Consider the following 26,191-nt stretch of genomic DNA (forward strand, 5'->3'; position numbering starts at 1 on the left):
TTCGGCGCTGGGCTATAAATCGCCGCGAATGTTTAGAAAAGAGCGACCGTGTCAGGCTCTGGAAACTGACGCTAACTAAGCATCAGACTGTGTCCGGGAATAGCGGGGCAAGATCAGTATCAGCATCATGGCAGCGCCGGCCTCGTTCGTCAGCGCGGCCGCTACACTTTTGAGTTGAAGCTTGAAGTGCTGCACCGCCTCGCCGCTGAAAACCTGTCCTGTCGCGAGCTGGCGGCTATGTACAATATCGGCAATCCACATAGCATTACGAGGTGGCAGCAACAGCATGAGCGTGAAGAACTTCATCCGCCGCAACGTATTCACCCATTGGATAATTCGGTGCCAACAAAGAAAAAGACCCCGCCTCGGTCATCAGAGCCTGAGCCGCCAGAGCAGGCAGAGTCCTTACAGCGCGAGAATCAACGGCTGCGCGCGGAGGTTGCGTACTTAAAAAAAGTCAGTGCCTTGGTTCTAGCAAAGAAATTAGCGCAGCAGAAAGGGCGCAAATAGTGCTAGAGCTGAGGCGTGAGTTCGCCTTGCCCGACTTGCTGCATGCTGCGCAACTGCCGCGTAGTACGTTTTACTATCAGGTGAAGGCATTGGCTATGCCCGATAAGCATGATGAGCTCAAAGCATCGATTCGGGCTGTCTATGCGGAACATCGCGGCTTGTACGGCTATCGTCGCGTCACGGCGGCTATCCGTCGCGGTGGCCGGGTGGTCAACCACAAGACCGTACAGCGGCTCATGAGCGACATGGGAATGAAGTCGCGTGTGCGCCCGAAAAAGTTTCGATCCTATAGGGGCGAACTCGGTCAGGCCGTTCCTAACTGCCTTAATCGCGGGTTTACGGCATCGCAAGCGAACCAGAAGTGGGTCACCGACGTAACCGAGTTCAGTGTCGCCGGGAAGAAGCTATACCTGTCTCCCGTCATGGACCTCTACAACGGAGAAATCGTAGCTTACGAGATCAGTCGTCGGCCTGATTTCTCCCTGGTGATGAGCATGCTAAAGAAAGCCGCAAGGAAATGCAGCGGGATGGACGGACCTCTGCTCCATTCCGACCAGGGCTGGCACTACCGAATGCAGCCGTATAGGGCAGCCTTGGCTCGCTACGGGATGAAGCAAAGTATGTCGAGAAAAGGAAATTGCTTCGACAATGCGGCGATGGAGAGCTTCTTTGCGACCCTGAAAGCCGAGTATTTCCATCTCTCTGCGTTCAAGGATGTCGAGCAACTGGATGCCGGGCTAAAGAGTTATATCGACTACTACAACCGACATCGCATCAAATTGAAGCTTAGGGGCATGAGTCCGGTGGAATATCGACTTCAGGCAGCATGCAACTAAAATTAACCGTCCAACTCTCGGGGGTCAGTTCAAACCCGGGGCGATTCAACTTCGTCAGCAGCTTTGCCGAGCACACGAGCCGCGCCGCTACCGTGTATAGCGACGAGGTCCCCCTTCTCTCCGCACGGTTGAGCGCAATGCGCGACGCGGATAAGTTTTGCCTTCCCATGACCGTCTACCGCAACGAAACCTCCTACGGGTGGACATACACAAACTCGCTGGCCCCCCTGCTCCGCAAGGCTGAGGTCTTCGTCACGATCCTCCCAGCTCGCTTCTTCCAATAACCAGGAGAACCACAATGAAAGAACCATCGCCGGCGCCGGAAGGCGGACAGGATAAACCGAGCCGCTGTGCAAAATCGCTTTCCCGGGTTTTGAACTCGACTTCCAGCCGCCTGCAGGATTCGAAGACACGTCCTGGCATCACAACGAAACGCCCTCGTTCGACAAGGTGCAGCCGGACGGCACGGTCTTACGGCTGAGGGTCGACTATGTCGACAGGGCACTGTCGCGCGTCACAGAAGAGGTGCCGTACTTCCGCTTTGCGCTTGCGCGGTATACCGGGGATGACGAGTGGATTGCGAATCTCGGCTTTGCGCAAACCCCAGAAGAGGCGTTGAGATTGATTAACGACTATGACCTTATGGCGCAAAAACCTCAAGACGTAGTGTGAACACAAAGTATTTGCACTCGGAACGCAAATAAATTGCTTTTTGTGTCAGCGGCAAGATTTTCGACACCATGCGTTGCTATACGCTACTAAGAGGTGATGGACGATGCACCGACACCCCGAACAAGAAGCCGCTCCCACAACTTAATCCTGAAAGAAAAAGATGGAAAAACTTGAAAATCCCGATAACGCATCGTCCCCGAAAAACTACACGACCGACGTGAAGATAGTTGCATGGGCCTACGTTATTACCGCCCTACTCTACTTACTTGCAGGCGGGCCGCCAATGCTCCAGGAGCTGTACTTGGTGATGACCTTCGTGGCTGGCGCTGCAATCTTCCTGACGTCAGATCGGTCTGAACAAGTGGCGATTTCGTACGTGATGGTTGCTTTCCTGCTCCTAAATGCCTTCTCTATGGCGTTTGGGGATTCTGGACGTCCGCAGCCTGCAGAGAATCTCGTTGTAGGCCTGTGGATAGTTAACAAGCTCCTCTATGTGTTCGGCCTGGCACTATTCTTCCCCCCTCTGGTCAACCCGTGGGTGGAAAAGAACATCCATCGGCCGATTAAGGCAATCGTCATCGCGTTCTCCATGCAGTTTGTGCTCGTTGTGTTCATGTTTTACGAACGCCAGCATGCGAGCGGCGCCGCAATTGAATGTGGGTCCGTCGTCGGGATGATGTGCACGCCGAAACAGGCTCCGAATGAAGCTTGGTACACCTCTGCAACCGCCATGGAAGACTTGATGTTCGGCCTTCAGGTAGCACTGTTGATGGCTGCGTTCAATTGGAAAAAGGCGGAAGAACAGGTCGTGTCTGCCGAAGTTCAAAGTTAGTCCCAACTCATTGACCGGCCGCCCTCTGGCGGCCGGTTTTTTTTGTCTCTTGTCTGCTCATAAGCCAAAACAAATGACCTCAACTGGGACATATCAGGACAAAGGCAGGAAGGAAAGCTGAGTATCTGAAGAACATACCGTCCTCGTTAGACCTCATATGGGACTAAAAGGACCATATGAGGCTTGCACGCTATATTGCGTTGATGTAAAGTAACTAGTGCAGCGAACCGAGCTGAGTCGCTGGAGCCAAGCAGCGAACAACATCATCTAACAAGGGATCGAGATGGGTATGAATGAACAGCCAAAGACGTTACCGGTAGTCGGATGCGACGACGGACACGATACGAACAAAACGTGCCTTGGGTGGGATGCCTCCACAGGCCGTTTTAAATATGGGTATCACAAGTCCCGCGCAGTCCAGGGGCTGGAGCAGGTCATGGCTGTAAGCCGTAATGGAAGCGCCGGCGGTGCTTACGCCACTGATGAGCATCGTTTCACCATCGCCGACGGTCAGAGCCTGCTGCGCTCCCTCGACACCCGCATGGACAACTACGCACTCTCCCCGCTGAACCGCACCTTGGTCAACCATGCGCTGGCCGACTGTGGACTCGCAGACACGCCGATCTATTTAGTGACTGGGTTGCCAGTCGACCAGTATTACCAAAACGGGGCGCCGAACACCAAAATGATCGACGCGAAAATCGACAACTTGTCCAAGCCTGTCCATCGGATCGGCACTGGCCCAGGGCTGGCGACGATCGTCAAACAGGGAGTGGTAAGCGAAGCTATCGCTGCTTTTTACGATGCGTTGATTCAGCCCGATTGGTCGTACGATGCCGAGGTAGAAAAGTTAATTGCGCGACGGCCGGTCGGCGTCGTCGACATGGGGGGCAAGACCCTCGACATCGTGGTAATCGCAGAGAACGTGCGGTCCGTGTACAGCGCCCGCAGCGGCACCGCAAACATTGGGGTGCTCGAGCTGCTGGATAAGGTTGGTGAGCGTATCAAGTCGGAATTCCAGCTCAACACGAACCCTCCGACTCCTTATGTCGAGGAAGCGTGCCGCACGAAGAAGTACGAGCTGTTCGGTGAGGAAAAAGACGTGAGTTCGATCGTCGAAGCAGCGTGCCGCGACTACCTTGCACAGGTCCAGAACTACTTCGTCTCCAAGGTCGGCGACGGATCGGATTTGGGCGCTATTTTGTTTGTTGGCGGCGGAACAGCCCTAATTCAGTCGGCGCTTGGCATGGAAGCATTTGCCAGCGTCTACAAGGGACGGCGGCTGATCGCGCCAGAGCCCGAGTATGCCAACGCGAGAGGAATGTGGAAATATGGTACCTTCGTCGTTTCCGCAGATGAGCGCAGTGTTCCGAAGGCCGAGCCGGTCAAGGCGGGCCGCAGTAGCTCGGTAGCGCTGACAGCATAGGGGTAGGAAGCGATGACGAAGGACACACAGGCTCGGGCCTCTAGACAGGAGAAGGTAACGCTTCGTGCGACGCCAGTCGGAGCGCGGGTAATTGAGCGTCTGTCGCTTCCGAACATAGACAAGAGCGCCGAGCTGCGTCGCCTTATCGAGTTAGGCTTTGCATGTGAGCAGGCGGGATTCATCCTTGATGGCGAAGTTCTGCGCCAAGCGGGTCGTGCATGGGACATGCAACCTGACTTCGATAGCACTACAAGTACCGCACCGGCCGCATCCGCGGGCTCCAACTCTGCACCCGCGCTGGTTTCGGAAGAAGCGATAACGCAACCGGTACGAGCATCCAGTTCCGAACTGATGAAGGACAGTGACCCAGCGCACGACAGTAAAGGTGAAGCGAAAACCGGCGAGTCGCCACTACTGGCTAACCTGCGTAGCTTGTCCGGCTAGGCGAAACCTGCGAGTGATCCTAACGGCCTTCGGGCCGTTTTTTTTTGACTAGCCCGAAGCTAACCGCAAAAAAATTCAGAATCTGAATTTTTATCCATTCGCCGTTCGATCAACTGTACGAGTCGCGAGCTGGTCGTAGTTCAAAATCAGAACGCGCATGCCTGTTCTACATGTCAAGCTGAGGCCTCAAAAAAAATTCAGAATCTGAATTTTCGTGGAGCGCACCTAGGACAAGGAGGTGCCAACCACCTGGCCTACAGTACTGAATAGGAATAACCGAGGATGTCGATGTCGAAAAATTCAGAATCTGAATTTTTTGCCAGTATGCATCCAGAACCTCACGCCAACGGAATCGGCCCCGCCGGTTAGCCAGGAGCGGGCGGAGGCAAACAGGCCGAAAAATTCAGAATCTGAATTATCCATCACGACTCCGTGGACAGGCGAAAGGCTACCTGCCTGGGCTCGTCAAGCATCATCATGGCCTACAGGGGCACAGCTTTATCGCGCCGGCCGGATACGCAAGGCGGTGGATAAATCCTGCCGAAGTCGTTTATCCGCTAGTCGAATGCCTCTACAAGGTTGCCCGCAGCAATTCCACGGTAGATCCCTTCCATTTGGGTTTCATCGTAGGAGGAACGTACAGAGCCATGAACCACGTCTGCAGTGTCCTCGTAGATCCGAACGATCATGTCCTTCTTGATGTGCCTGAAGCGCTTAAAACGGCTCTTGACGGCGATTGCACGCAGATCCTCCTGGGTGATCTCACGACCGTTAGGAGGCGATTTCACCTGCTGTTGACCGTTCCGTGCACGTGGACTTCCGTTCGACGCTCCTGGGCCCGCAAAACGCGTCCTAGCGAGATATGCGAAGTCATCGCCTGAACGCAGTAAGGCTTTTAGATAATTGACGGCACGACCACCAGTCATGCCAGAGCCGGTAAGTAGATGGTTTTTGCATTGCCATACGTCTTGGAGGCGCTGTCCCATTTCCTTAGCCAGACGCATCAGCGCACACATGCCTCTGTGTTCAATGCCCAGTGCGCGTTGTAGCGGTCGCAGGTCAGCAGGCAACCCGGCTGGTTTTTCTGCTTCCTTGTTAAAAGAAGCTTCTTTTTTTAAAAGGCAGTTGTTAACACCTATTAGGCCGTGCGACATTTCTGCCGCGCTTCCAGGGTCGTCAGAAGGCATCTCATCTGGCGGACTAGTGCCGGTCGATTCTGCCGGTTTGTTCGACGCTCCTACCGTCTTTTTCAATGGCAGGCCCACCAGGTCGCGGAGGTTTGAGCTGATGACGTACTGTTGCGCGGCGAAGCGGCCGCGCCGATTACGACCATCGTATCCAGGGTTTGGATGCAGCCATCCAAGGTTGAAGAAGGTCGAGATCGCCCTGGTTACGGTGCGACGGTCCACGGACAGCTCGTTGGCGACTCGCTCGAGCTTCACCTTGATCTCCTTGTCAGGGTTCCTTATGCCGGCCCGGCTCACCAGATCGATCAAGATACGTAAGTGAGATTTGGAGAGAATCTCGCGGATTCGCGGATGCGTATCCGCACGTAGAAGGTAAGGGCGAATGGCTTTCGGATATGACTCGTATGCACTCAGGGTGTCATTGTAGGTAAGCTCAGGCATCCTGACCTCCTTCAACAAGCAAGGAAAGGGACCCAATAGACAACAAGGTGACCTCTGGCTTAGCCGGATATGTAAATTTTGCGCGCACAGCAGCTCCTGGGTGCTCACGCACCTCAAAAGTGTTTGACTACCGTGCTAGAGGGGGCTAAGATGAGGTTTCCTAGACATCACCTGTAGGTCCGCTCCTAACACGGGACTGAAAAGAAAAAACCCAGCTTGCAGGCTGGGTTTTTTTGTTTAGCTCGTCACATCTTGAGCTCCCTCATCATTGTTCGGTCCGAAAATCGGTAATCTGAACCGGGCAGCGGTTCGCGTGAAGCCAATTCCTTGGTTAGTTTCGCGAAGATAATTCAGATTCTGAATTACTTGCGTCGTCCTGGATGCTTTCCCCAAAAATTCAGATTCTGAACTTTCTGTGGCAGAAAACAGGCCCAAGTCAAAAAAATTCAGATTCTTAATCTTGGCGCGAGCATTTGGCCCGAGCATGAAAAATTCAGAATCTGAATTTTCTTCGCCGCGTCTGGCTGGAGAAGAAAAAACATTGGCGCTCGTATTAGTATTATCGCGCGAACAAGAGAACACGCATGGCGACGTTGCCTGGGAGGGCAGGGGGGTGCTAGCCACCATCATGTACTCTGCAGTGTTCATTTCTTGGCGCCTGTGGCTTCTGGGCTGGAGTCGTCCGGCAGATCAGGGCTTAACACCTGTGCGCGCTCATCCAACCATGCCTGTAAGTCCTTCTCCAGCGCGGCAAGATCCATATCCGGGAGCTTGCAGTTGACCAGGATGGCACGCTTGTCGGCGTTCACTTTCGTCGTGAACACCAAGCGACGGCCGCGAGTGATCAGGTTTGGTTCAGCGCCCGCACTCGACTCTTGACCTTTGATTGCTTGAAGAACCCAGGCCTTGAGTGACCCCTGTGTCGCACCTTCTGTAAGCCGTTGAACGCCGCGTTCGATTTCCGCGAGCTTATCTGGATACTCTGCGTACAGTTTCTTTATAACGACAGCGGTTTCATACCCAAACAGCTTAGGGCGGGCGTCGAGAAAGCGCACGATACTGCGGGGCAGCTTAAGCATGTCCAGGCAACCGTTAACCTTCGTCGTGCCGAAGCCAAAGTAACTTGCAACAGCGCGCTGGTTCTTGCACAGCTTGTCCTCGATCGCAGTGTTGAACATCTTGGCTAGCTCGTAATCGGACAGCGAGACACTGCCGACGGCAAGTACCATCGTCTTCGCTTGCGCTTCGACGTCACTCAACACCTCGACATAAGAAGCGATATGGGTCCAGCCCAGGATACGAGCTGCCCGCACACGACGGTGGCCAGAGATAAGCTCGTACTTCCCGTTCTTCATACGGACGCGAATCGGCTCACCCTGAGTTGCCTCACGCATCGTTTCAGCGAGCTGATCGATTTCCTCGGGGTCGTACTGGAGACGCGGCTGATACGGCGAATCCACGACCATCGACAGTGGAACACTCACCACATTGCTCGCGCTGGCGCGCGTTGTAATTGATGCTGGCGTATCGGAGCCGTTGGCGTCCGAGTGGCCCTGCTCAGCCGCTGCAGGAACATCTGGACCATGCGTATCGCTTGCGGTTGCAGACGCTGCGTCTTCGGCCCCGGCTTGATGCGGTTTCGTAGAAGCGTCGTCGCTGACCTCGTGCGGAGCACCCCCAGCTGGAGCTGGGGGCGCTGAGTGGTCGAGCGTTACATCCGACTGCGGCGCGGATTCGTTGACTGGCGCCGGTGCCGGGTCACCTATCTCCCGAACCTGCACCCGTCCTGATGCCACCAGGCCGCTTACTTTAAAACCAGCCTTCCTGTTGCTTCCACCGCTCATGCAGCTCTCCCTACGCTAGCCAATGGTGCAAGGCTATTTACGTCAGCTAATTTGATACCGAACATCCGAATAAGTGACTTGGTCAGGTCGAGCACGTCGCGTGCGCCGACAGAATTCGGCTCCTTTTCAAGGACCGGCCCATTGTTTTTTTCGTCAAATGAGTCGGTCTGCCGCACGAAACCGATGAAGTCGCGGATGATCGTGTCGTTAAGCTGGTTCGGGTATTTCGACACCAGGCGGGACAGCTCATCGTTATGCGGCTTCTTCGTCTGGTTGTAGCGATTCACGATCACATGAAAGTCCAGATTGAGACCTTGCTTCACGAACGCGTTGTTCAGTTCTTGGATATTCGAGTCGAGGATTTCCAGCGCCTTGGTACTTGGGCCCTCCGGCACCACGACAGCAAGCAGCTTTTTGCAGGCAGTCATCAAGGTGTTCGTGAGCAGCGAAGTCGAAGGCGCGGAGTCAACCACGATTACGTCGTATTCGGCGAAGAACTCGACGTGCTTTTCCAGTAGGCGCTGGAACACAAATTCGCGGTTGGTCGAACCCATCAGCCACGAATCGGTGTCAGCGAGCGTAATGTCCGAAGGAATGATATCGAGCATGCTGCCCTGGTAGATCGGCCACACTGCAGCTTTCAGATCAACCGGCTCTTTACGTTCGCTACGACGCATCAGCTCGCCAATATGGACAATGTTTTCCGTGACCCAGTCGATACCGAACAGTCCGGTCAACGAGGCCTGGGGATCGCCGTCGATCATCAAGACCTTATGGCCCATCATCGCTAATGCAGAGGCGATATTTCCGCTGATCGTCGTCTTGCCAGTGCCCCCTTTGGCCATCCTAAAGTTGAGGATAGGTGGGAGTGTTTTGGCGCGCACCGTGTCGAGAGGAAGCGAGAGCATCATCATACGAATGCGACGAATGTCTTCAGGCGTATAAATGCGGTGGTACTGCCCTTGGTTCGCAACGGCGAAGCGCTCGCGGAAAGCTTTCGGCGACCCGGAGAAGCCACACAGCTCCTGCGCCATGCGCGCTTTCATACCGGTAAATTCGCGGGTCGACATAATGCCTCCATGTGTAATGTTGAGGCATCATACAATCGACTAGGGAACATTGCAACGAAAAATCAGTGAAAATCTACCCTGATCGTAAAGATGTTGCGCTGAATGATCTAGCGAGCGGACGCCAGCTAATGTCGGGTAGAACTTCTACACGACGAAGTGCGAAAGCACGGAGGAAGGACTGTAGCATCAAGATTTATGCCTGTGGCATTGATTCCTGCCGAAAAATCGCACGCATTCACATAATGCCCGGCACGCGTGCAGCGGAGCGCACCGAATGGCAGAGGTCGCGCGACGGAGTCGCATTTATCGTACGGCGGTCATCTGGGCCATGCGGTCGACCATGGCGCGAATGTCATCGATGCGCAAATGCTGCTCGTTCCGAAGAAGCTGCTTATAGATCAGCGAGACAATCTGGAGAGAATCAACCGCACGCACCTGGACCGCCACGGCGGGCCGGCCGCGCTGGATCAGCCGGAAATAGTAGTGCGAGTCTTGAAACTCGATCTGGAGCGATTTGTCGTGCTCGCGCCCGTGACCGTCGAAGCGAAGCGACCGGATCTTGTTCTCCAGCAGAGCCAGCACCTGGTAGGCTTCCTGCACGGTGAGCTGGACCACAATCTTGTTCGGCCAGTCGAACGTCTTGCGGGCGCCGCCGCCGGCGAGCGCCACGGCGCCCTCGATGTTGATCGTGTGCTTGCGCTCGGCCCTGGTGGTGGCCTCTGCGATGCAGAGCGCCGCTGTCGACGAAAATATTTTAAAGCTGTAGTACGGTGGATCCGCCACTGGTGCCGGCGTATGGTCGGACACCGCAGCTGCTGCGCCCAGTCCGGCCAGATAATTTTGGGCGGCCGCGGCCCGTGGCGTGCGCATGGCGATCGCGTCGATCGCGTCGAAGAACCGACGCTGCTCCTTGCACGCGAGCGTGACGAGCTGGTCGATCGGCAGCTGGCCACCGATGCGCTGCATGGTCGACCGGGTCTTCGCATCGAGCACGCGCACGGTCGCCTCGAGCTCGTCGCGCTGCTGGCGATCGCCGGCGCCGAAAGCGATGAGCGCCGCTTCAAACCGTTTGCCCCCGCCTGAGCCTGCCAGCTCGAGCAGCTGGTCGCGAGAGAGCGCCGGCAACCCGGCCGTAGCCAGGATGCTGGTGATTTCAGAGAGCTTCATCGGACTTTTTCTTCCTTGGCTTGGCGGTTTCGTAGATTTCGGCTGATCGTTCCAGCGCCAGGCCGAGATAGCCTATGACGTCGTTTTTCGTGCGGCCGTGCTCCTTCAATTGTTGCGCGGCGAACGTGTTTCGCAAGGTGCGGCCGCCGCTCCGGTTGACGTCGATGCCGGCCCGGGCGAACGTCGCCTTCACTTGCCGCCAGAGCGTTACCTTGGACATCGGCTTGCCCTCGGCGTCGCCGGGGAATACCAGGTCCCCTTTGATCAGGCGCTGGCCCTTGCAGTCCTCGGCCAGCCGTTCGATGAGCCAGTAGCGCAGGGCGTCCGCGCCGTAGCCGTGCACGATGGTTTCGTGCTCGTAGCTGGTGGCATGTTTGTCTTCTGGATTGATTTTCAGCCGGATCGGTAGAGGGGCGAACGAATCTTCCACCTCGCCCAGGTGCAGCCCGATCGCTTCGGCTACCTTCAGGCCTCCGAACAGCAGCGTCGCCTGTACGGCGTGGTCGCGCCGGCGCTTCCACGCTTTGGGTAGTCGTCCCGGCCGATTCGGGCCTGGCGGCTCGCGCGGGGGCAGGGCGGCTACAAACGCGTCGACCTGCTCCGGGTCGAGTGCTTCGGTGCCGACGTTCTGAGCGAGATAGTGGTTCTCCGTGGCGAGCTTGGTGGCCAACGTTGCCGGGTTCGGCGTGATCTGCAGGTGGCTGAAGCAGCGTTCGAGAAGACGCAGATACCGTTCGGTGATCCCGCTGTTTTGCTCGCCGCGCCGGCGCAGCTGGCTGATGAAGCGCACCAGGTCGCGTTCCTCGACTTGCGAGAAGCGGCGGTTCTGGCCAGCGAGCCAGGCCGTGAACTTGCGGAACATGAAAATGTAGATCTCGGCCGACTTCGTGGAGATAGCCTCGGGCTCGGCCTCGCCAAGTCGCCGGCTGGTGCTGGCGAAAGCTGGTGTCGTGACGAAGGCCGTGAAGGCGGCAAGGGGATCGTCGTCCCACGATTTCAGATTAGGCATAGGCACCTTGTTATTTGCGCTCACCGCGGCGGCCGGACGGAGGGCGCCGAAGGCGCGAACCGTCATGGTTTTTTCGGTGTGGAGTTCGCCAAGTATACCATAACTGAAACTAACAGACAGACAAGTTGCTTGACCCCAAGGAGACGCGAATGCCGGTGGCTTCGGCCCGTGGCCGAGGGGGCTCTCTGGATTCTCTTTGTTCTTTTTGTTCTCTTCACTTTTTTAGCACCTGACGAGGGGCGAGCAGGCGAACGGCTGAGCTTGAATAGTCCGTAGCGTGTCTGGAGGGATGCTTTGATCCAACTTCTTCTGTGCGTTAGTTTCAAATGCGGCTGACGCTCGAGGTGTGTCTGGAGGGGAACAAATACGGTTTCTAACGGTGGGTTTATTACTTTTCATGCTGCCTTCTCACCCGTCTGCGGTGATGGCAACCGAATTTTACTCCGATTATCTCCACACGCGCTGGTTGAAAGCTGGCCAACATTAGACCGAATTTGAGTTAGTCGTTGCTTTTCAGCAAGATATATCGTTAGATGTTGGCAGGTCTCGTTTTGTTGCAACGGCCAGAACAACCGGCACGGTATCCACCTTGCGCGGCATCTCTCGCAACCTCACCGCGAATATGATCCCTACTGGAATCAGGAAATCTGAAATGAAGTTGTTCCTCAAGAGCGTCCATCTAAATTTCTACTTCGGCGTCGGCACACTCATTGCCATCCCGAGGCGCATTCGATCTGCAAAAAGGGACCGCTTTCGCCCACGTCGAAGGCCTTATCAGGGGCATTACCGGCAGCGTCATAGATAGCTATTTGCTCTTCTGTGCCCTAGTGATCAACCACGGCGACGTCACGTTGCTCGAAACTCGGAAGGTCCAGCGAATTGGCTTCTCCGTCCTGGCTATTTTTTCCGCCGGCTTCCTGTCCGATATATCAACGACACTACAACTAGCTTTGTAAGCCGGACTGAACCGGCCAAAGGGTGAAAGTCCCATCGCTCTGATCTCACACGATGGACACAGTGTCCATCATTGCCACCGGCTAAGTCGTTGTTAACGCAAGAATCACGGGGACACGTGCAGCAAAAACGGGGTCGAGTTTTAGCTGCTCGTGATATTCCACAACGACATGCTAGATAGGTCAAGAAAGTTGCTTAAATTAACGCTGTCGGCATCCGGCATTTTTGTACCCGCTACCGCTTCTCTATGTACGCATAGACAAGTGACGCCCCAGTCACCGACTCCTTTTTTAACCCGCTACTCGGAATTTATTAGGAGTAGTGCATGTTCCAGTGGCACGCGGGGGCCGGCGCCCGAAGTACAGTAAGGCGGCGATCCTAGTTCTGCTTGGCGACGATCAAGGGCTTGTTCAACTTGGCCCTGCGCCAGGCGATGGGCATGGCGCAAAGCCTGTTCAAGCTTGCTGGCCTGGACCGGCAGGTACCCGACTTCAGTACCATTAGCCGGCGCCAGAAGTATCTTTCGGTGACGGTCGGAGTGCAGCCGACGACAACGGGATTGCACCTCCTGATCGACAGCCGGGCATCAAGATGCTGGGGGAAGGCGAGTGGAAGACCAAAAAGCATGGGGCCGACTATCGTCGCCAGTGGCGCAAGGTCCACCTTCGTAATGAAAAACGCCCGGATAACTCCGGGCGTTTTCTTTTGTTGCTGCCGCTCTACCTGGCTATTTGCGCGTCGTGCAAAGATTCACTCATGAACGAGTCGTGAATTTCCACTCTTTGTTAACTACCACGTTGTTGACGCGGCCTGAGAATTTGGCGGTATAAACCGTGCCTGCTTTCAGCGGCGATTTAGCGATTAAAAACGCGACGTTTGACGACAGATAGCGGTTAGGATCGTTGTCCTTGGTCACGATACGAGCATCCATTGGCTCGGCCGCGCCAGCCTCCGTGAGCGTGAAGGTGACGACTTCAACAGTCGCTCCTTCTTTGCCAAGGACGCTAACTGGATAACCTGTTTTGGTCGGAAAGTCGGCATTGGCCGTCGACAGCTCTGGGAATGGGTTCGGAGTTTCGACGCCCGCATGCAGTCCGACGGCAGTTTGGTTTGCTGCAGGGCACAAGCCGACGAAATCGCCCGCTTGCCTCTGCGCCTTAGTGGTGCCTATTTCCATCACTACCGTTTGCGAACGGTCTTTACCAACAGCGACGCCGATATCATTGACGCTTTGCATCATGAGTCCTGCGCGGTGATACACGGTCGAAGCGAGTCCATCAAAAGCTACTTGGGCTCCCCTACCGCCGGCGAAGGCAAGTTCCTCGCCAACATAGGAGCCGGCGTAACCAGCGAACTTTGCACGATCGAGTTCCTGAATACCAGTGAACAGCAGTTTGTCTCCCTGCTCGATGTGGAACATTGACCGACCAGTTGCTGCGTCATTGGTACGCATGTTGACAGTGCCGCCGTTCAGAATGTCATTCTTAAGAACGTAGTCCAAGTGCTTCGCCGCTACGGTATCCAGCAACGTGTTTTGCGCCAACAAGCCTAGGCCGATATCAGAGCGGAATTCGTTGAGCGCGGTGACGAAAACGTACTCCTCGCTTGCAACTGCATAGGAAAAAGCCGGGACACTGGTTTGAATGTCCGAAGGCGTAACCGTCGGAACCGGCGCTGGCGCAGGCGTCCACACAGGAGGGATCACCGCAACCGGAGGAGTCACAGGAGCGTTGCTTCCACCGCCGCCACCGCACGCAACGAGGGTCAGAGCGATAGCGACAGCGGTAACGGAAGTTTTGAATTTCATCATGGTCTTGCCTTTAGTGAGAAGTTGAGTACGTTTCTTTGATGAAACTTATAACCATGATATGGCAGCTTCCGATACATGCAAGCCGACAATTGAGCCGGAAATCCCATCGATTTCTGAGCCGCTTTCATGAACTGAGAAACCTTCGATATTGGGACAGTGCAGCATATCCTCTCCGATTGGAGTGTCCTGATGAGCCGTACCATCATTTCAACCGCAACCCGATGAGCTGCCATTGCAGCAGCTGTTACAACCGCTTTGGCAGTCTCCGCGCGTGGTGGTGGCAGCGGTAACACAGTCAACGAAAAACCTGGAGTCGCCCTGTTCACGGATGCGGGTTCCGCGGTGACGGTAACGCTCGGAACGATTGCGGAATTCAGCATCGGCGGTGGCGCACAAAAATTCTTCAGCTACAGTGATGCGAACGGTACTTCCGTGAACATCCTCGTCGAAGTGCGTTAATCCAGCTGTACCAAGGCCTGCGCCGAAACGCGCAGGCCTTTTTTTATTGAGAGATTCCGAGTATGCGTATGCCCCTTTTGTATAGCGTGTCGGCAGTGGCCATGTTGATCGGCAGCGTAGCTACGGTCTTCCCCGCGCACGCAGCGCCTGGTACGCTAACCCAGCAGCTCGCTCCTAAGCTAGAACCAATTCTTGGACCCAAGATGGTCGAGAAGGTCATGCCTTCTGCTCACGCAGGACTATACGAAGTGCTTACGCACCCAGGCATTGTCTACACCGACAAAACGGCTTCGTTCGTGAGCTTCGGTCTAATTGTGGCCACTGCCACAAAAGTCAACCTGACCGAAAAGCGACTACAGGAATTCAGCAAGTTTGTTTTTAAGGGCCTGCCTTTCAAGACATCATCAAGATGGTCAAGGGTAACGGGTCGCGTGTAATCGCCACGTTTGAAGACCCCAACTGCAGTTTCTGCCGCAAGCAGATGACCGAGGTGGAAAAGCTGGACAACGTGACGATATACACTTTCCTGATCCCGATCCTGGAGTCCGATTCGATGGTTAAGTCCACTGCGATTTGGTGCGCGAAGGACCAGTCTGCTGCTTGCAATGGTTTCATGACCGGTAAGGCGCCGCTACCGGCAGCGCCGGCAGGGCGTTGCGAAACCCCATTCGAGCGCAACACCGCGCTGCAAGAGAAGCAGCGCATTACTGGCACACCGGCCGTTTTCTTCCCGGACAACAGCAAGACACCTGGCTACGTCACGGCCAACGTCATCTAGGCCAAGTCAAGAAATAACGCATTAAGCTCCCGCCCGAAGAAGCAATGCTCTCCGACCGCAACATACATCCAACGTTCACCGCCGGTGCCGCCCTGGTGTTGGCGCTTCTTGCCCCGATCCCTGCGGCGGCCGACTCTTTCGACGACGCAGCCCGGTTTTACAATGTCAACCCGTGGATTCTTCGCGCGATTGCTGCAGTCGAATCCAATTTCAATCCAGCCGCCAAGCACCCGCGCAATATAGACGGGTTGGTAGACGAAGGCATGATGGGAATTAACAGCGTGCACGGGCCAGACCTTGCTCGGTACGACGTTAGCACCGGCGACATGCGCGATGGTTGCAAGTTTGTATTTTTGGGAGCTTGGCACCTACGAAACAGGATCAATGAACGGGGTAATGACTGGCAGGGGATCGGAACCTATCACAGAAAGACCCCGAGCAAACGTGATGCTTATGCTGCAAAGATCCAGCACATTATCAACTTCTGGATTGAGCGGGGCATCATTCCCCGGTAGGCAAATACTACGACGAAAAAAGGGAAGACAGCGTGTTTTCCGTTCTGTATTCCTACACGCGCTCTAGCGTTTCATCTCTCGCAGTACCGAATTATAGGCAGCTACAAGCACACCTTTCTCCTCGATATCTGCAGCTGCTCTCGCTACCGACTGCGCAAAACCGAGTCTGGAAAGAGTCAGCGCATGGTAAAGGCGATGGAATGAAATCATCGCAAGTTCAAGCGTAGCGCCCGGCACTGTGGCCATGTAGACCGAGCTGTATAGGTTCCACCAGGTAGCGCGGAGATCACCCGTACCAGCAAGGTATGCCTGAACCAAGCGTGGGTTTATCTTAGCGACGTCGGCGCCCCAACCGCTCGAGGTAGTGGCTGGCGCCTCCGGCGCACAGCCAGCGTGTAGGGAACTGAGCAAGGTGGCGCGGTCGCGGCGGGCCAAATCATGCTGGTGGATGTCGGCGTTGTTGGACTTCCGGTTAAACATGCTGTACTCCTTCGGTGGTTAAGCCAAGAGTAGCAACGGAAAGTGGCGGCCCAAGTCGGGTTTGCGACGCCAGGGTTATCCAGCTCTCTTCCTCAGATGTTCCATCAAATGCTCGCGTAGCTTTGGATCAAGTGACGGGACGACACGCGAGAATGCCCGGCCTACTGCCGCCTCTTCAGAGCGGGCTGTTCCCTGATCAATTCCAATCTTCCACGCTGCCGCCAGCGCCACCGCTCCAATCAACGCACCGACAACCGCATACCACGCAGGAACGTATCGGAGGACGGCAGGACCCGACATGCTAGCGTTCGCGAGTTTCACACTCTTAGATACCTGAGCGTCGATGGCCTTCAACAAATGGGCTCGCTCAGCCGTTTGGAGTTCGAGCTGCACCGCTGCAGCGCGTGCTGCGGCATCCGCTCTCGCAGCGACCGCAAGTGATTCGGAAGCGCAGCGCTCGCCGGCCTGGGTGAGAACCAGCGAGGCATTACGTCCGGCTTCATCCACTGCGGCAGCTGCGAGCCTACCAGCCGATTGCATTTCCTCCGCCGACAGGCGGGCAACCTCATTAAGCTTGTGGGAAAAAAGGATTGCCCCCGTGACGATGGGATCGTCTTCTGGAATGCTTTCGCCAGTCGCTGTGAACAGCTCTAGGACGATCGCTTTGCGGATCGCGAGATCACCCATCGTTACAGATCGATCTTGTCGAGTTGGCCATCGATATCGCGACGCATGATCTTCAGGCGGTTACGTTGCATCGTCATAAATCCGTCGTCCTCATCTGCTTCGTTCCAAGTCAATCGGCGGGCATGCATCGAACGCAAATCGGCTTCCGCAGTTTTGTGATCTTTCTTCTCCAGTAACACTACGCCAAGCACACGGCTTTTAAACTGCTCGTACCCGGTAGTTTGGAGGAAGCGCTTCCCGTTCAAGGCAACAGGGCCAAAAAATTCATTTTCCCAAACCACGATCGGACAATCGCTCATTTGCAGGAGTGCCTTTAGTCCGCTGACGGTCTCATGCATTGCAACGCCACCAACAAGTGGCGAGTGAATTACGACGCGGCGGCCCGACTCGACCAGGAATGAGAACACTTCGTTCGCGGCAAGGTAATTCACCAGCGGCAAAAACGTAGGTGCGCCAGTGTCGATTACCCAATCCGTGTCCGACTTCAAAATATTTTCCATCAAGACATCGAAACGAGTTGGGTCAATATTGGCTTCGTTGTCGGCAATGCTGATGTGCTCGACATTAAGAGCGCCGAACTGCTTGAAGGTTGGACTGGTCGGATCGAGGTCGACGCAATTCAAAGGACGTTCTAGCTTAGCCAAATACTGCGCCAACGTCACGGCGATTAGTGACTTACCGACGCCGCCTTTGCCCATCATTACGAAGTGAATAGTATTCATTGCTCATCCTTATGAAAAAAAATCGTCTATCGGCCCGAGTAAAATCTTTTGCGCTTTACTCATTGGCGCGGCGATGGTTGGTACTACTTTGACGGACCCTACGGCACCCTTAACCTGCTTCGATCTATAGAGTGGTAGAGGAACTTCTACAGTTATATTCTTCACATCGCGTCTCCGTCTGATCCGGTGTATTGTATTTTTGTAATATCCAAATGTAAGGTCGAGTCCTATCGTATTTTTGATGTTTTCGAAAATTGCTGTATGGCTGTGCCCAGCCGAGAGGGCTGCCTCAATCTCCGGGAGCAGATCGGTGATTTCTGCAGATTTTGATTTCACCTTCGGCAATGGTTTAGTTAGAGAAATGGAAAGACGTGTCATTATTTGATGCCGTTAAGCTGCTTGATTTGAACGATGACGTTGTGGGGCACAGAATTGAAAATGCTATCTCAATGCTACCCCAATGCTCCCAAGATGCCATACCGACGCTATCGCATTGCTACCTTAGTGCTATATACGGATTGGTTGCTACTTTACACAGCGAACGATATGACTTTACGACGAAAGCGCCATGTTTTTCGCAAGGATTAGCTTGCACTTTCGTCGCCGCTACCTATAGAATTCCTTTCGTCGCTATGCGGCATTGTTGTAAACCTCCCCTTTTCCGTTCTGTTGAATCGAAAAGCACCAATTAGTACGCCGCCTTAGCGGCACATCTCCTGACCAGGGAAGTTCGGCCTGGCACTAATAAGGCAATCCCTCCATATCCTTGTACGCCCGTGGCTCTCTTGCCACTTTTTTTTGGCACAGTGCAGGAAATACGGTGGAACACAGAGTGTCGACGAAAGCTAGGCTACATCAGCGTTTCGAGACATTTAGGAACACAGATTTCCCACAGATTGGAACTGCCACTCACTTGGGAGGCACATTTCAAGGGTTCTCAGTGTTCTAGCAACAGCAGCTCGACAGCAGCTGCGCCCATGGTCCGGGTCTGGACCGCATCAATATCAAGAGACGAAGAAAGGCGGATATCGGGAATGCTCCCCGACGCATGAATCGCTGGCCCTGTGGCCGGTGCTAATGCAGCCTCCGCGGCACCTACGGGTGTGAGTAAGACCATCGGGTGCGAGCGCCACCACAGACCTGCCTACGGGCGGGAAGCGCTACGTGAGAAACCACGTGAGAGTTCAGGGCCTGGCAGCAGCAAGTCAGGCGATCGGTAACCGAAAGGTGCCGGCGTATTGTCTCTTTGCCAAGAGGGGAGACAAGGCGAAATCAAGGTTCTTACGTTTGGGTCCCTCTCCCCGGCAATAATTAATAATTAGTATTTTGTTAATATTCCGTATCTCCTTGTGCGTAGCGAAATGCGCAATGAGATGCGGCTTCCCGAACGCATCTTTTTCTTAGACTGGAGATATCAATGGACTCGCTCAAAACACAACTGGACGCTATTCTGGCGAAGCATGCTGGGACGCGCGTAAATGGCTCGGTCGCCAGCGATCGAACAAGCGAAGCTGCCCGTGATTCATTGCATGCGAGTTTCGCCCGCTTGGTCAAACTTGGGTTTCGCCTCCAAAACCCGGAAAACTTAGGGGAGAAGCACATTCAGGCGCTGTGCAATTTTTGGCACGAGAATGGATACAAGCCAAAGACACTCCAAGGGAACCTGTCTCAGCTGCGCATCTTCTGCCGCTGGATCGGAAAAGGCGAAATGGTGAAGGATGCGGCGCATTACCTGCCTGATGTCCCTCGGGAAGAATTGCGTGTGAAGACCACCGCGGAGAAAAGCAAAAGCTGGGCTGCCAATGGAATTGACGTAGCCGAGAAGGTACGCGAGGCCGATGCCATAGATTGGCGATTCGGGGTGATGCTTAGAATGGCAGTCGCATTTGGTCTGCGCCGTATGGAAGTCGTTCAATGCGTTCCATGGAAGGTAGATCGCGTGAACAAGTTTGCGGCCTATAAAACTAAGGGTGGCCGCCCACGCGATATTTATATCGATACCAACGAACAGCGAAAAGTGCTCGACCATGTCAAGGCTTTGCTAAAGCCGAACGAACGAATGGGTTGGCTCACGCAATGCGATGGCAGTAAAGCCAGTCTGAAATATTCACTTGCGAAATGGAATAAGATGCTGGCCAAAATCGGAATAACAAAGCAGGCAAGCAATTGCACAGGTCATGGACTGCGCGCGCAGTATGCTGAGAACGCTGCTCTAATTGCCGACATGATTCCGCCTACGCTGGGCGGGTCGGGCGGACAGATGCCCAGAGAGGTTCTAGACGTCAAACGAGTCCAGGTGAGCGAATTGCTTGGCCACTCCCGAAAGAGCGTAACCGGTGCTTATTACGGCACTTTCGGGCGAGACAATGGTCATGACGCTCCAGGCCGTACTAAGGATGCTATCTCGGCTGCCGTCCCATTGATTCCTGCGGAGAAGCTGAAAAGCGTTCCGCAGGATCGGATGAATGATTGCATTCGTCTTACCGCGGAACTGATGACGGCCAGCGCATTTGTCGAGCCGAGTGTGACGCAAGCGCTGTGGGAGCATCACAGCAGCCGGCATTGCACGAATTGGCTGGTGCCGGGAGTGCATAACATCGCGGCTCTCGAAGCGGCCGCCAATCATTTCGCTACCGCTCGTTAAGGCCTCAAGCAAAAATGCCTGGGGTTGACCAGGCATTTTTCTTCTTGCTTGATTCAGTTACAGTCACTCAGTAGGGTATGAGAGGTTAGCCGGTCGGTCGTGGCGCTCTGCGCGTCCTTGAGGCTGATTTGCGCGTTGGTCAGCATTCGCTAGCCGGGGTTGACTAGGGCCTTCATGCTTCAAGGCTACCAGTCCCATTTATTTGTGACTGTAGCGCCTGAAATGCGCGGATACCATTGAAATATTGAAGCTGCGGCACGGCAGGGTGCTTGGAACTGGCGCCGGTATGCTCGCGATAGTCGCCCATCAGAGCCCGCAACTGGCGCAGGGACAGGGGCAGCGGCAGGGGCAGGCCAGTCTCCTCGTGCATACTAATAAGCAAGGCCGGCGCCACGGAAAGCCGACACTTCCGGACCTTGCAAATTTGCTAGGGATTAACGTCAAGTCTCGTCGCGAGCTGCCGATCGTTACGGGCACCCAGCAGTTGCATGAGGGTATCCAGAAGTAGTGTGGGATTGTAGTGCGGATTGTCTGGTTGCACCGCCTCGTGAGTGAACATATACATATCAGCTCTTATAGCGAGTTTTCTTGCTCTCGCGCTTCGACGCAGAGTGTCGTCGTTGGACAGATGAGTAGGCGGCCAACGCCGATCATCTCGCCTGTTTCGGCGCACCATCCAAACTCGTCAGCCTCGATCCGCTTGAGCGCTGCGCGAACGTCGAGCAGCTGCGCCGCGTCACGAACCCGCGCAGCAATCGCGAGTTGGTGCTCTTCCTCGGCGCTTGCACGATCGATCGGATCCGCACCCGCGTTGCTGTCCCTGATCTCGGCCGCGGACAACTTGGCCCTGGACTGTAGCGACTCTTCAAGGGCCATCAGCAATCCGTGGAAGCATCGCTTCTGCGCCTCGCACAGCTGGCAATCCGTATTGAAAACAGCCTACGACCGCGCAGATTTGCGCTGCGGATGCAAGGGAAAAGGTTCGAGGCGCCTAACGGTGAAATATCACGAGGGGAGTGATCTATTCTCGCTCGCACGATTCAGTCTGATCGGAGGGCAGCATGCTGCTGATTGCCAGTACTACGCGCGAATCCTGCGCAGAGTCGCGGAGGCGTGGATAACTTCGGAGTAATCGATCAGCAACCCGATGGCTCAGTCAAGATCCGCCTGGAAATCGGGATGCTCGAGCGTGGTGATGCTGCCGGGCCGGCCGGACCCACCGGGGCGCCAACGGACAGCGTTCCTTCGGTCAAGCAGTCGTCAATGAAGCTGCTCGGGTTGCTCTACTATCTGTGGGAAGAAGCCGGCCTGAACTAGTGGAAGCCAGCGTTCGCGGGAAAGCGAAGGGCCTCGCTGTCCTACAGGTGGATCAACAATGCAGCCGACAATGTCTGGGGGGGCAGGTAAAGCTGGTCGACCAGTTGCTGTTGCCGGCATTTGGTGCGGATGCACGTGAGGCGGAGCGCAATCGCACGCGCGCTGCTTTGGCGTTGCAGGCCAAACATCGAATGCTTGTAATCGCACCGCTGGCCAGTTTCACGCAGGAGCACTTTGATGCAATGGCTCGACAGTTGAAGATTGGAGGCTTCCACGGGATTCCTATGACGTTCATGCAGAATGGCCTGTGGGACAGCACTGTCCGACGGTTCCCGAATGCAATAGCGGCGTGGCGCGGCGGACGTGGACCAGTTGCGATCGCGCAGGTAGAACTGAGACAGGGCGGAAAGGGCGTGTATGCCTTCGTTATCGACATGGCGCTCATGAGTATTACGGCCGAGTTCTTTCCAGTAGAGTCGAGTTGTGAACGCATAGTGGCCGATTTCCTGGTGATGCAGGGCCGCTCATTCATGAAACCACTGTGCTACCAGGCCAGCACCGACCTGGTGCTGCCGGACTTTATTTTGACGGATACGCTTCGGGAAGTACCAATGGAGGTCTTTGGTCGTGACGACGCGCGGTACCTCCAGCGCAAAGAAGAGAAGAGCGCGCACTACGACGAACAATACGGAAAATCAGGGTGGTGGATTTGGGATGCGGCTTCCCATGGCGGCAACGTGTCGAACGTGCCCTCATTCCCACCTGCGCGTGGATCAAGTGGGAAATACGGCGACAAGGCTGATTAGCAGCGCCAGGGAAGCAACTGCAATAGAATCTGGAAAACGAAGCCCGGTTCCTTGCCCGACTACTTGCAAGTTACTCCCAAGATGCGATACACCCCCATGATCCGTCTTTTCAACTATTGGCCTCGTGCACACATAGAAAAAAGCCCGACACTGCGGACTTATACCCTAAACATACATAGGATTTAAGCAAAGAAGCGTAAAGCGCTGTTAGAGCTGACTTTTATTGATGATGCATTATTATGTAAAATACATCGTAATGCATCGTAATGCATCGTAACTCCCGAGCGCCGACCGCAACGTCGGTGCTTTTTTCATGGTGGCCTGGGAATAGCATCACCAAGTACCTTGCGGACAGCACTAGCGAAGCCCACCTCCAACACGTGCCGTCCGCGCTCGTTGACGATTTCGCCGTGGCTGCCTTCCTTCCAGCCGCGTTCTTCAAGGTAGCTGGCCGACACGGCCTTCTGCAAGGCTTCGCGCTCGGACGCCGTCAGCTGCGCCGAGACGGCCAAGACCATTGCTGGCTGTGTTCCAGGAGCAGTGGAAACCATTGCGCCCTGCGGACGTCGGTCCACGGTCACGTGCGTGTTGGCTTTCAGCACGTTGAGCTGCGCTTTTAGCTTGTCGCGCTCCGCAATGGTGGCCTGCATGATGGAGCGGATGGCTGGGTCGTCAATGCGCATCAAGTAGTCGTGAGTCGCCATGGTTTTAGGCGTTTTGGGCAAAGCGGGGCCTGCATAGGCTGCCCAGGCCACGATGAGCGCACGATAGTCGGCCGACGGGGCGTTGTAGAGCGCTCGGCCCTTCAGGATGCCTTCGGCTTCAGCCAAACGGCCAATCGCCGGCAGCGAGAAGTCGCGTGAGCCAGTTGCGTGCTGCTTGCGACAAAGCTCGTGGATCTTCGTCAGGTTTGCCCTCCGGTTCGAGCGAGCGCCCTTGTCAAGCAGCGATGCCAGCACGGCGTCCGGGTGGATGTCCGTCATGCCGTTCATGCTTCAGTTCCCGTCAGGGTGTGCCGTCCGATGGGGAACGCCTGGATGGGGCGGTCGGTGGGCAGCAGCAGCGCAAGGTCCATATCGAAGTGCTGGCTGAGGCGCGTGCCAGCGTCCATCAGGCGAATCACTTCCCTCTGGCCTAGAGCGGGATTAGAATGATCAATCTGCAATGCAAGCCTTCGCATGAAGGCGTTGCCGGCGAGAAGTTGTTCCTGTTCGCTCAGGAGCATGAACACGGGTGGCAGGTTGTCGCGGTAGAGAACGGCATCGAGGAGCTGACTACGGCGGAAGACCGCCTTGCCTGGCTCCAGGTCGGGATAGACCTCGACGCTGTCGCAGACACCAGCCAACTGGAGTAGCTCCGACTCTGTCTCTTCAAAGGCGACCTGCACATCGCCCACAGCACCAGGAGTGACCAACTTGGTACTGTCGCCCAGCGGGGCTTGGAACGCCGCCTTGCAACGCTCGATGAGACGCCAGCAGGCCACCAAGTCTTCGGCCAGGTCGCTGAAACGCTTCATCGCGCTTTCCCATACCCGCTCGGCCTGTCGGTAAGAGTCTTGGCGAGCGAACGGTTGCCCCGCGATCTCCGCGTCCAGCTTCTGCTTCTTCAGCTCCTGCAGTTCCCCTTCTCGCGTAAGGCAGACATTGCGTGCATCGTCGAAGTGATAGGCCAGGGTGTTGAAGTGGGCTGCCAGCGCAGGCAGGTGGTGCGGTTCTGTCACGAACCAGCGACAACGCACGCAGTTGCGGCTCCCGCCTGGAACCGCTTGGTACTTCGGAATGGAAGGAGAGCCTATATTTACTCCACCGTTATAGCAGCCGCCCACCGAGCCGTTGTCCTCGCTCTCGCTGGTGTTGCCACCGACCAGGCACATTCCGTGGTGCATTGGCATCCAGCCCACAGGATTACGCGCGGCCGGATGCTGCGGAACGGCGGCGGCAAGGCTAGGAACACTGTTGCATATTGCTTTTTGCAGCAGATCGTCGTGTGCGGTGTCCAGAAGGAAGTTCTGGATGCTCGCTTCTTTTTTCGCCTCCAGCCGCTCCGCCGCACCGAGCAGTACGCCGCGGATGTGGGTCGCGCCGGGCTTGGTGTAGTACAGGGTCATTAGCAGGCGGCTATGGCCGACGAGCTTCTGCAGGACAGGGAATGGCACCTGTCCTTCCAGGCCCAGCGCAGTGATGAGTGAGACGCGCAAGCTATGTAAGGGGAATAGAGTTGTCTGACCTGAATTCTGCTGTTCCAACGGTGGCAGGAAGCGAATCGGTGAGCCGTTGCCATGCGATTCACCTCGCTCAGCTAGCTGCACTTCCAGGGCTTCAAGCAATCGGAACCAGCCTGTGACCATCAGTCCATCCGATAGGGTGAGATGACGCTCGCCGTCGCGCGCCTCCGGCAACCTAAAGAGGAAGCAGACATCCGGATAGCTCGCGAGTTGCACCTCGCTCTTTGCGTTGAGGTGGCGGCCATCCAATTCCGTCCAAGACGTGCGTCGTGAGATGGGATTGTACTTTTCCTGCCAGTTCCGCAGCTTCTCCAGCCAATGGAAAACGTCCTGATACACTGGCCCTCCAGAGGACAAAGGCAGCACGTAGCCCTTGTCGGGACCTGACTTGGCAATGTCGGCAGTCTTGTTGGTGTTGACGTAGAGCACGGTCGGGACGGCCTCGCCATCATTGAGCAGGTTGCTGCGGCGCAGCACTCCCTGCTGGAGGGGGCGGCGTTCGCTGCCTTGCGCAAGCCGGCTCTGGTTCAACGCCCAAGCGCCCGCCGCATAGCGCCAGGTATCAGCTTCGCCCGAGTCGAGCATGCGGACTTGGAAGGTGCGCAGCGGCAGGATGAGCTTCACGAGCAGCGCAACCCAGCGCACCGGGCTCCACATCTGAAGAAGAATACCTTTGCTCGTTACGCGCCTGCGCCACACGCAATCCTGGTCGTTCAGGTCTATTTTCGCCTCGGTGACCTCGAACCAGTCGGGCCCGCCCTTGCCGAATTCCCTGCCCAAGGCGCTTTGCGCCCAGTGCCAATCCTGGAAGTTCGGGCCCGCGGCAAGCCTGCGCCGCAGTTCGTCGATATATCCGTATGGCAAGGGCGAATACACGCTCTCGTCACGCGTGGGTAGGCCATCGCTGGACATCCGTGGCACCGGGTTACCGAAGGCCGGCGATACCACCAGCTTGCCGTCATCGGCCGCTTCGCTGAACTCGCGCAGCAGCACGAATTGCAGGAAGGCGTGGATATGATTGTTGTAATAGGTGCCGTGCTTTGAATCCGGGCAGGCTGTGCGGTAGAAGTCGGGCACGACCGTGCTGCGTGCCAGGAACGCCGCCGGGTCTGTCGGCAGTCCCTGCTTGATGAGGTAGCGCTCGAAGAAGGCCACAAAGGCAAGGAGCCTCCCACCGACCCCACGTGTTTCCCCTTTGAGCCATTCCACGGCCAAGGCACGCCAGGCAGCCAGTTGCGGATGCTCACGCTCAACCCACCCGAGGGACGTGTCAGTATCTCGCTTCACCCCTTTCACCTTCGGGGCCGAAGCGGCAGAAGCCTTGGGCTTAGTCGTTGTTATCTCTTGAGTCATGCGG

Annotated in this window: 25 protein-coding genes and 1 pseudogene; 12 read left to right on the forward strand and 14 right to left on the reverse strand. The window is 55.8% G+C overall.

Translation table 11 applies throughout. From position 1 onward, the window contains the following. The first annotated feature begins 99 nt into the window (after positions 1-99). The 4 genes from AC56LW_RS22795 to parM all read left to right on the forward strand — a co-directional run bounded on the left by AC56LW_RS22795 (position 100) and on the right by parM (position 4,276). Positions 100-510, forward strand: coding sequence for a transposase (locus tag AC56LW_RS22795; RefSeq protein ID WP_499638007.1), 411 nt, complete (start codon positions 100-102; stop codon positions 508-510). After that, the gene (locus AC56LW_RS22800) at positions 483-1,346 is read left to right on the forward strand and encodes an IS3 family transposase (protein ID WP_499638010.1); all 864 of its coding nucleotides are present in this window, start codon (positions 483-485) and stop codon (positions 1,344-1,346) included. Before AC56LW_RS22795 ends, AC56LW_RS22800 begins: the two co-directional genes overlap by 28 nt. An 832-nt stretch (positions 1,347-2,178) precedes the next feature. Then, positions 2,179-2,850, forward strand: a complete 672-nt coding sequence (locus AC56LW_RS22805; protein ID WP_499637942.1) for a hypothetical protein — start codon at positions 2,179-2,181, stop codon at positions 2,848-2,850. Between the two features lie 436 nt (positions 2,851-3,286). Continuing rightward, complete coding sequence (gene parM, locus AC56LW_RS22810) at positions 3,287-4,276, forward strand: plasmid segregation protein ParM domain-containing protein (RefSeq protein ID WP_499637944.1); 990 nt, start codon at positions 3,287-3,289, stop codon at positions 4,274-4,276. A 1,001-nt stretch (positions 4,277-5,277) separates the two neighbouring features. On the opposite strand, the gene AC56LW_RS22815 is transcribed toward parM, so the two are convergent. The 6 genes from AC56LW_RS22815 to AC56LW_RS22840 all read right to left on the reverse strand — a co-directional run bounded on the left by AC56LW_RS22815 (position 5,278) and on the right by AC56LW_RS22840 (position 11,504). Next, positions 5,278-6,348 (reverse strand): hypothetical protein, encoded by a 1,071-nt coding sequence (locus tag AC56LW_RS22815; protein ID WP_499637947.1) that lies wholly within the window; start codon positions 6,346-6,348, stop codon positions 5,278-5,280. 237 nt (positions 6,349-6,585) lie between these two features. Beyond that, positions 6,586-6,996 carry a hypothetical protein gene (locus AC56LW_RS22820; RefSeq protein WP_499637950.1) on the reverse strand — a complete coding sequence of 137 codons (411 nt, stop codon included), beginning with the start codon at positions 6,994-6,996 and terminating at the stop codon, positions 6,586-6,588. Continuing rightward, positions 6,993-8,192: a ParB/RepB/Spo0J family partition protein gene (locus AC56LW_RS22825; protein WP_499637953.1), complete on the reverse strand. Its 1,200-nt coding sequence runs from the start codon at positions 8,190-8,192 to the stop codon at positions 6,993-6,995. The genes AC56LW_RS22820 and AC56LW_RS22825 overlap by 4 nt, the downstream gene beginning before the upstream one ends. Then, complete coding sequence (locus AC56LW_RS22830; RefSeq protein WP_499637955.1) at positions 8,189-9,262, reverse strand: ParA family protein; 1,074 nt, start codon at positions 9,260-9,262, stop codon at positions 8,189-8,191. The genes AC56LW_RS22825 and AC56LW_RS22830 overlap by 4 nt, the downstream gene beginning before the upstream one ends. Positions 9,263-9,565: 303 nt before the next feature. After that, positions 9,566-10,429: a hypothetical protein gene (locus AC56LW_RS22835; protein ID WP_499637957.1), complete on the reverse strand. Its 864-nt coding sequence runs from the start codon at positions 10,427-10,429 to the stop codon at positions 9,566-9,568. Beyond that, positions 10,416-11,504 carry a tyrosine-type recombinase/integrase gene (locus AC56LW_RS22840; protein WP_499637960.1) on the reverse strand — a complete coding sequence of 363 codons (1,089 nt, stop codon included), beginning with the start codon at positions 11,502-11,504 and terminating at the stop codon, positions 10,416-10,418. The genes AC56LW_RS22835 and AC56LW_RS22840 overlap by 14 nt, the downstream gene beginning before the upstream one ends. A 1,233-nt stretch (positions 11,505-12,737) precedes the next feature. On the opposite strand from AC56LW_RS22840, the pseudogene AC56LW_RS22845 reads away from it, so the two are divergent. Continuing rightward, positions 12,738-13,058 (forward strand): annotated as a pseudogene (locus AC56LW_RS22845) (transposase); the annotation flags it as partial. An 88-nt stretch (positions 13,059-13,146) separates the two neighbouring features. Here AC56LW_RS22845 and AC56LW_RS22850 read toward each other — a convergent pair. Beyond that, positions 13,147-14,202, reverse strand: a complete 1,056-nt coding sequence (locus AC56LW_RS22850) for a CAP domain-containing protein (protein ID WP_499560867.1) — start codon at positions 14,200-14,202, stop codon at positions 13,147-13,149. Positions 14,203-14,457: 255 nt separating this feature from the next. Here AC56LW_RS22850 and AC56LW_RS22855 point away from each other — a divergent pair, with 255 nt between their 5' ends. The 4 genes from AC56LW_RS22855 (at position 14,458) to AC56LW_RS22870 (ending at position 15,954) form a co-directional block, all read left to right on the forward strand. Continuing rightward, a complete protein-coding gene (locus AC56LW_RS22855; RefSeq protein WP_499560865.1) occupies positions 14,458-14,661 on the forward strand; it encodes a hypothetical protein in 204 nt (67 codons plus the stop codon). A 101-nt stretch (positions 14,662-14,762) separates the two neighbouring features. Then, on the forward strand, positions 14,763-15,098 hold the full coding sequence (locus AC56LW_RS22860; protein WP_499637962.1) for a disulfide isomerase DsbC N-terminal domain-containing protein: 336 nt from the start codon (positions 14,763-14,765) through the stop codon (positions 15,096-15,098). After that, a complete protein-coding gene (locus AC56LW_RS22865) occupies positions 15,065-15,439 on the forward strand; it encodes a DsbC family protein (RefSeq protein WP_499638013.1) in 375 nt (124 codons plus the stop codon). The genes AC56LW_RS22860 and AC56LW_RS22865 overlap by 34 nt, the downstream gene beginning before the upstream one ends. Before the next feature lie 44 nt (positions 15,440-15,483). Then, positions 15,484-15,954 (forward strand): lytic transglycosylase domain-containing protein, encoded by a 471-nt coding sequence (locus tag AC56LW_RS22870; protein WP_499560861.1) that lies wholly within the window; start codon positions 15,484-15,486, stop codon positions 15,952-15,954. Between the two features lie 63 nt (positions 15,955-16,017). Here the strand turns inward: AC56LW_RS22870 and AC56LW_RS22875 are convergent, their stop codons facing one another. From AC56LW_RS22875 to AC56LW_RS22890, 4 genes are all read right to left on the reverse strand, one after another. Then, positions 16,018-16,434, reverse strand: a complete 417-nt coding sequence (locus AC56LW_RS22875) for a hypothetical protein (protein ID WP_499560859.1) — start codon at positions 16,432-16,434, stop codon at positions 16,018-16,020. A 75-nt stretch (positions 16,435-16,509) separates the two neighbouring features. Continuing rightward, positions 16,510-17,121, reverse strand: a complete 612-nt coding sequence (locus AC56LW_RS22880) for a hypothetical protein (protein ID WP_499560857.1) — start codon at positions 17,119-17,121, stop codon at positions 16,510-16,512. A 2-nt stretch (positions 17,122-17,123) separates the two neighbouring features. Then, complete coding sequence (locus AC56LW_RS22885; RefSeq protein WP_499560855.1) at positions 17,124-17,843, reverse strand: nucleotide-binding protein; 720 nt, start codon at positions 17,841-17,843, stop codon at positions 17,124-17,126. Between the two features lie 9 nt (positions 17,844-17,852). Continuing rightward, entirely contained in the window at positions 17,853-18,221 is a 369-nt protein-coding gene (locus AC56LW_RS22890) for a hypothetical protein (RefSeq protein WP_499637964.1), read from the reverse strand. Between the two features lie 1,039 nt (positions 18,222-19,260). Between AC56LW_RS22890 and AC56LW_RS22895 the strand changes: the two genes are divergently transcribed. Then, positions 19,261-20,487 carry an integrase domain-containing protein gene (locus AC56LW_RS22895; RefSeq protein ID WP_499637967.1) on the forward strand — a complete coding sequence of 409 codons (1,227 nt, stop codon included), beginning with the start codon at positions 19,261-19,263 and terminating at the stop codon, positions 20,485-20,487. Between the two features lie 573 nt (positions 20,488-21,060). On the opposite strand, the gene AC56LW_RS22900 is transcribed toward AC56LW_RS22895, so the two are convergent. Next, positions 21,061-21,402 carry a TraR/DksA C4-type zinc finger protein gene (locus tag AC56LW_RS22900; protein WP_499561100.1) on the reverse strand — a complete coding sequence of 114 codons (342 nt, stop codon included), beginning with the start codon at positions 21,400-21,402 and terminating at the stop codon, positions 21,061-21,063. A 198-nt stretch (positions 21,403-21,600) separates the two neighbouring features. On the opposite strand from AC56LW_RS22900, the gene AC56LW_RS22905 reads away from it, so the two are divergent. Together AC56LW_RS22905 and AC56LW_RS22910 are read left to right on the forward strand one after the other, a co-directional pair. Further along, entirely contained in the window at positions 21,601-21,804 is a 204-nt protein-coding gene (locus AC56LW_RS22905; protein WP_499637970.1) for a hypothetical protein, read from the forward strand. Beyond that, positions 21,804-22,610 (forward strand): DUF1173 family protein, encoded by an 807-nt coding sequence (locus AC56LW_RS22910; RefSeq protein WP_499637972.1) that lies wholly within the window; start codon positions 21,804-21,806, stop codon positions 22,608-22,610. The genes AC56LW_RS22905 and AC56LW_RS22910 overlap by 1 nt, the downstream gene beginning before the upstream one ends. A 311-nt stretch (positions 22,611-22,921) precedes the next feature. On the opposite strand, the gene gmtX is transcribed toward AC56LW_RS22910, so the two are convergent. Both gmtX and gmtZ read right to left on the reverse strand, forming a co-directional pair. Further along, on the reverse strand, positions 22,922-23,602 hold the full coding sequence (gmtX, locus tag AC56LW_RS22915; RefSeq protein ID WP_499637974.1) for a gamma-mobile-trio protein GmtX: 681 nt from the start codon (positions 23,600-23,602) through the stop codon (positions 22,922-22,924). Beyond that, positions 23,599-26,187, reverse strand: a complete 2,589-nt coding sequence (gmtZ, locus tag AC56LW_RS22920) for a gamma-mobile-trio integrase GmtZ (RefSeq protein WP_499637976.1) — start codon at positions 26,185-26,187, stop codon at positions 23,599-23,601. The genes gmtX and gmtZ overlap by 4 nt, the downstream gene beginning before the upstream one ends. Between the last annotated feature and the right edge of the window lie 4 nt (positions 26,188-26,191).

This window comes from Telluria sp. LT2P80 (assembly GCF_059685955.1).

What these genes read in the sequence shown, in the direction of transcription:
- AC56LW_RS22805 (WP_499637942.1), top strand. Translation starts at nt 2,179, where the DNA reads ATGGAAAAACTTGAAAATCCCGATAACGCATCGTCCCCGAAAAACTAC.
- parM (WP_499637944.1), top strand. Translation starts at nt 3,287, where the DNA reads ATGGCTGTAAGCCGTAATGGAAGCGCCGGCGGTGCTTACGCCACTGAT.
- AC56LW_RS22815 (WP_499637947.1), bottom strand. Translation starts at nt 6,348, where the DNA reads ATGCCTGAGCTTACCTACAATGACACCCTGAGTGCATACGAGTCATAT.
- AC56LW_RS22820 (WP_499637950.1), bottom strand. Translation starts at nt 6,996, where the DNA reads ATGAACACTGCAGAGTACATGATGGTGGCTAGCACCCCCCTGCCCTCC.
- AC56LW_RS22825 (WP_499637953.1), bottom strand. Translation starts at nt 8,192, where the DNA reads ATGAGCGGTGGAAGCAACAGGAAGGCTGGTTTTAAAGTAAGCGGCCTG.
- AC56LW_RS22830 (WP_499637955.1), bottom strand. Translation starts at nt 9,262, where the DNA reads ATGTCGACCCGCGAATTTACCGGTATGAAAGCGCGCATGGCGCAGGAG.
- AC56LW_RS22835 (WP_499637957.1), bottom strand. Translation starts at nt 10,429, where the DNA reads ATGAAGCTCTCTGAAATCACCAGCATCCTGGCTACGGCCGGGTTGCCG.
- AC56LW_RS22840 (WP_499637960.1), bottom strand. Translation starts at nt 11,504, where the DNA reads ATGACGGTTCGCGCCTTCGGCGCCCTCCGTCCGGCCGCCGCGGTGAGC.
- AC56LW_RS22850 (WP_499560867.1), bottom strand. Translation starts at nt 14,202, where the DNA reads ATGATGAAATTCAAAACTTCCGTTACCGCTGTCGCTATCGCTCTGACC.
- AC56LW_RS22860 (WP_499637962.1), top strand. Translation starts at nt 14,763, where the DNA reads ATGTTGATCGGCAGCGTAGCTACGGTCTTCCCCGCGCACGCAGCGCCT.
- AC56LW_RS22870 (WP_499560861.1), top strand. Translation starts at nt 15,484, where the DNA reads ATGCTCTCCGACCGCAACATACATCCAACGTTCACCGCCGGTGCCGCC.
- AC56LW_RS22875 (WP_499560859.1), bottom strand. Translation starts at nt 16,434, where the DNA reads ATGTTTAACCGGAAGTCCAACAACGCCGACATCCACCAGCATGATTTG.
- AC56LW_RS22880 (WP_499560857.1), bottom strand. Translation starts at nt 17,121, where the DNA reads ATGGGTGATCTCGCGATCCGCAAAGCGATCGTCCTAGAGCTGTTCACA.
- AC56LW_RS22885 (WP_499560855.1), bottom strand. Translation starts at nt 17,843, where the DNA reads ATGAATACTATTCACTTCGTAATGATGGGCAAAGGCGGCGTCGGTAAG.
- AC56LW_RS22890 (WP_499637964.1), bottom strand. Translation starts at nt 18,221, where the DNA reads ATGACACGTCTTTCCATTTCTCTAACTAAACCATTGCCGAAGGTGAAA.
- AC56LW_RS22895 (WP_499637967.1), top strand. Translation starts at nt 19,261, where the DNA reads ATGGACTCGCTCAAAACACAACTGGACGCTATTCTGGCGAAGCATGCT.
- gmtX (WP_499637974.1), bottom strand. Translation starts at nt 23,602, where the DNA reads ATGAACGGCATGACGGACATCCACCCGGACGCCGTGCTGGCATCGCTG.
- gmtZ (WP_499637976.1), bottom strand. Translation starts at nt 26,187, where the DNA reads ATGACTCAAGAGATAACAACGACTAAGCCCAAGGCTTCTGCCGCTTCG.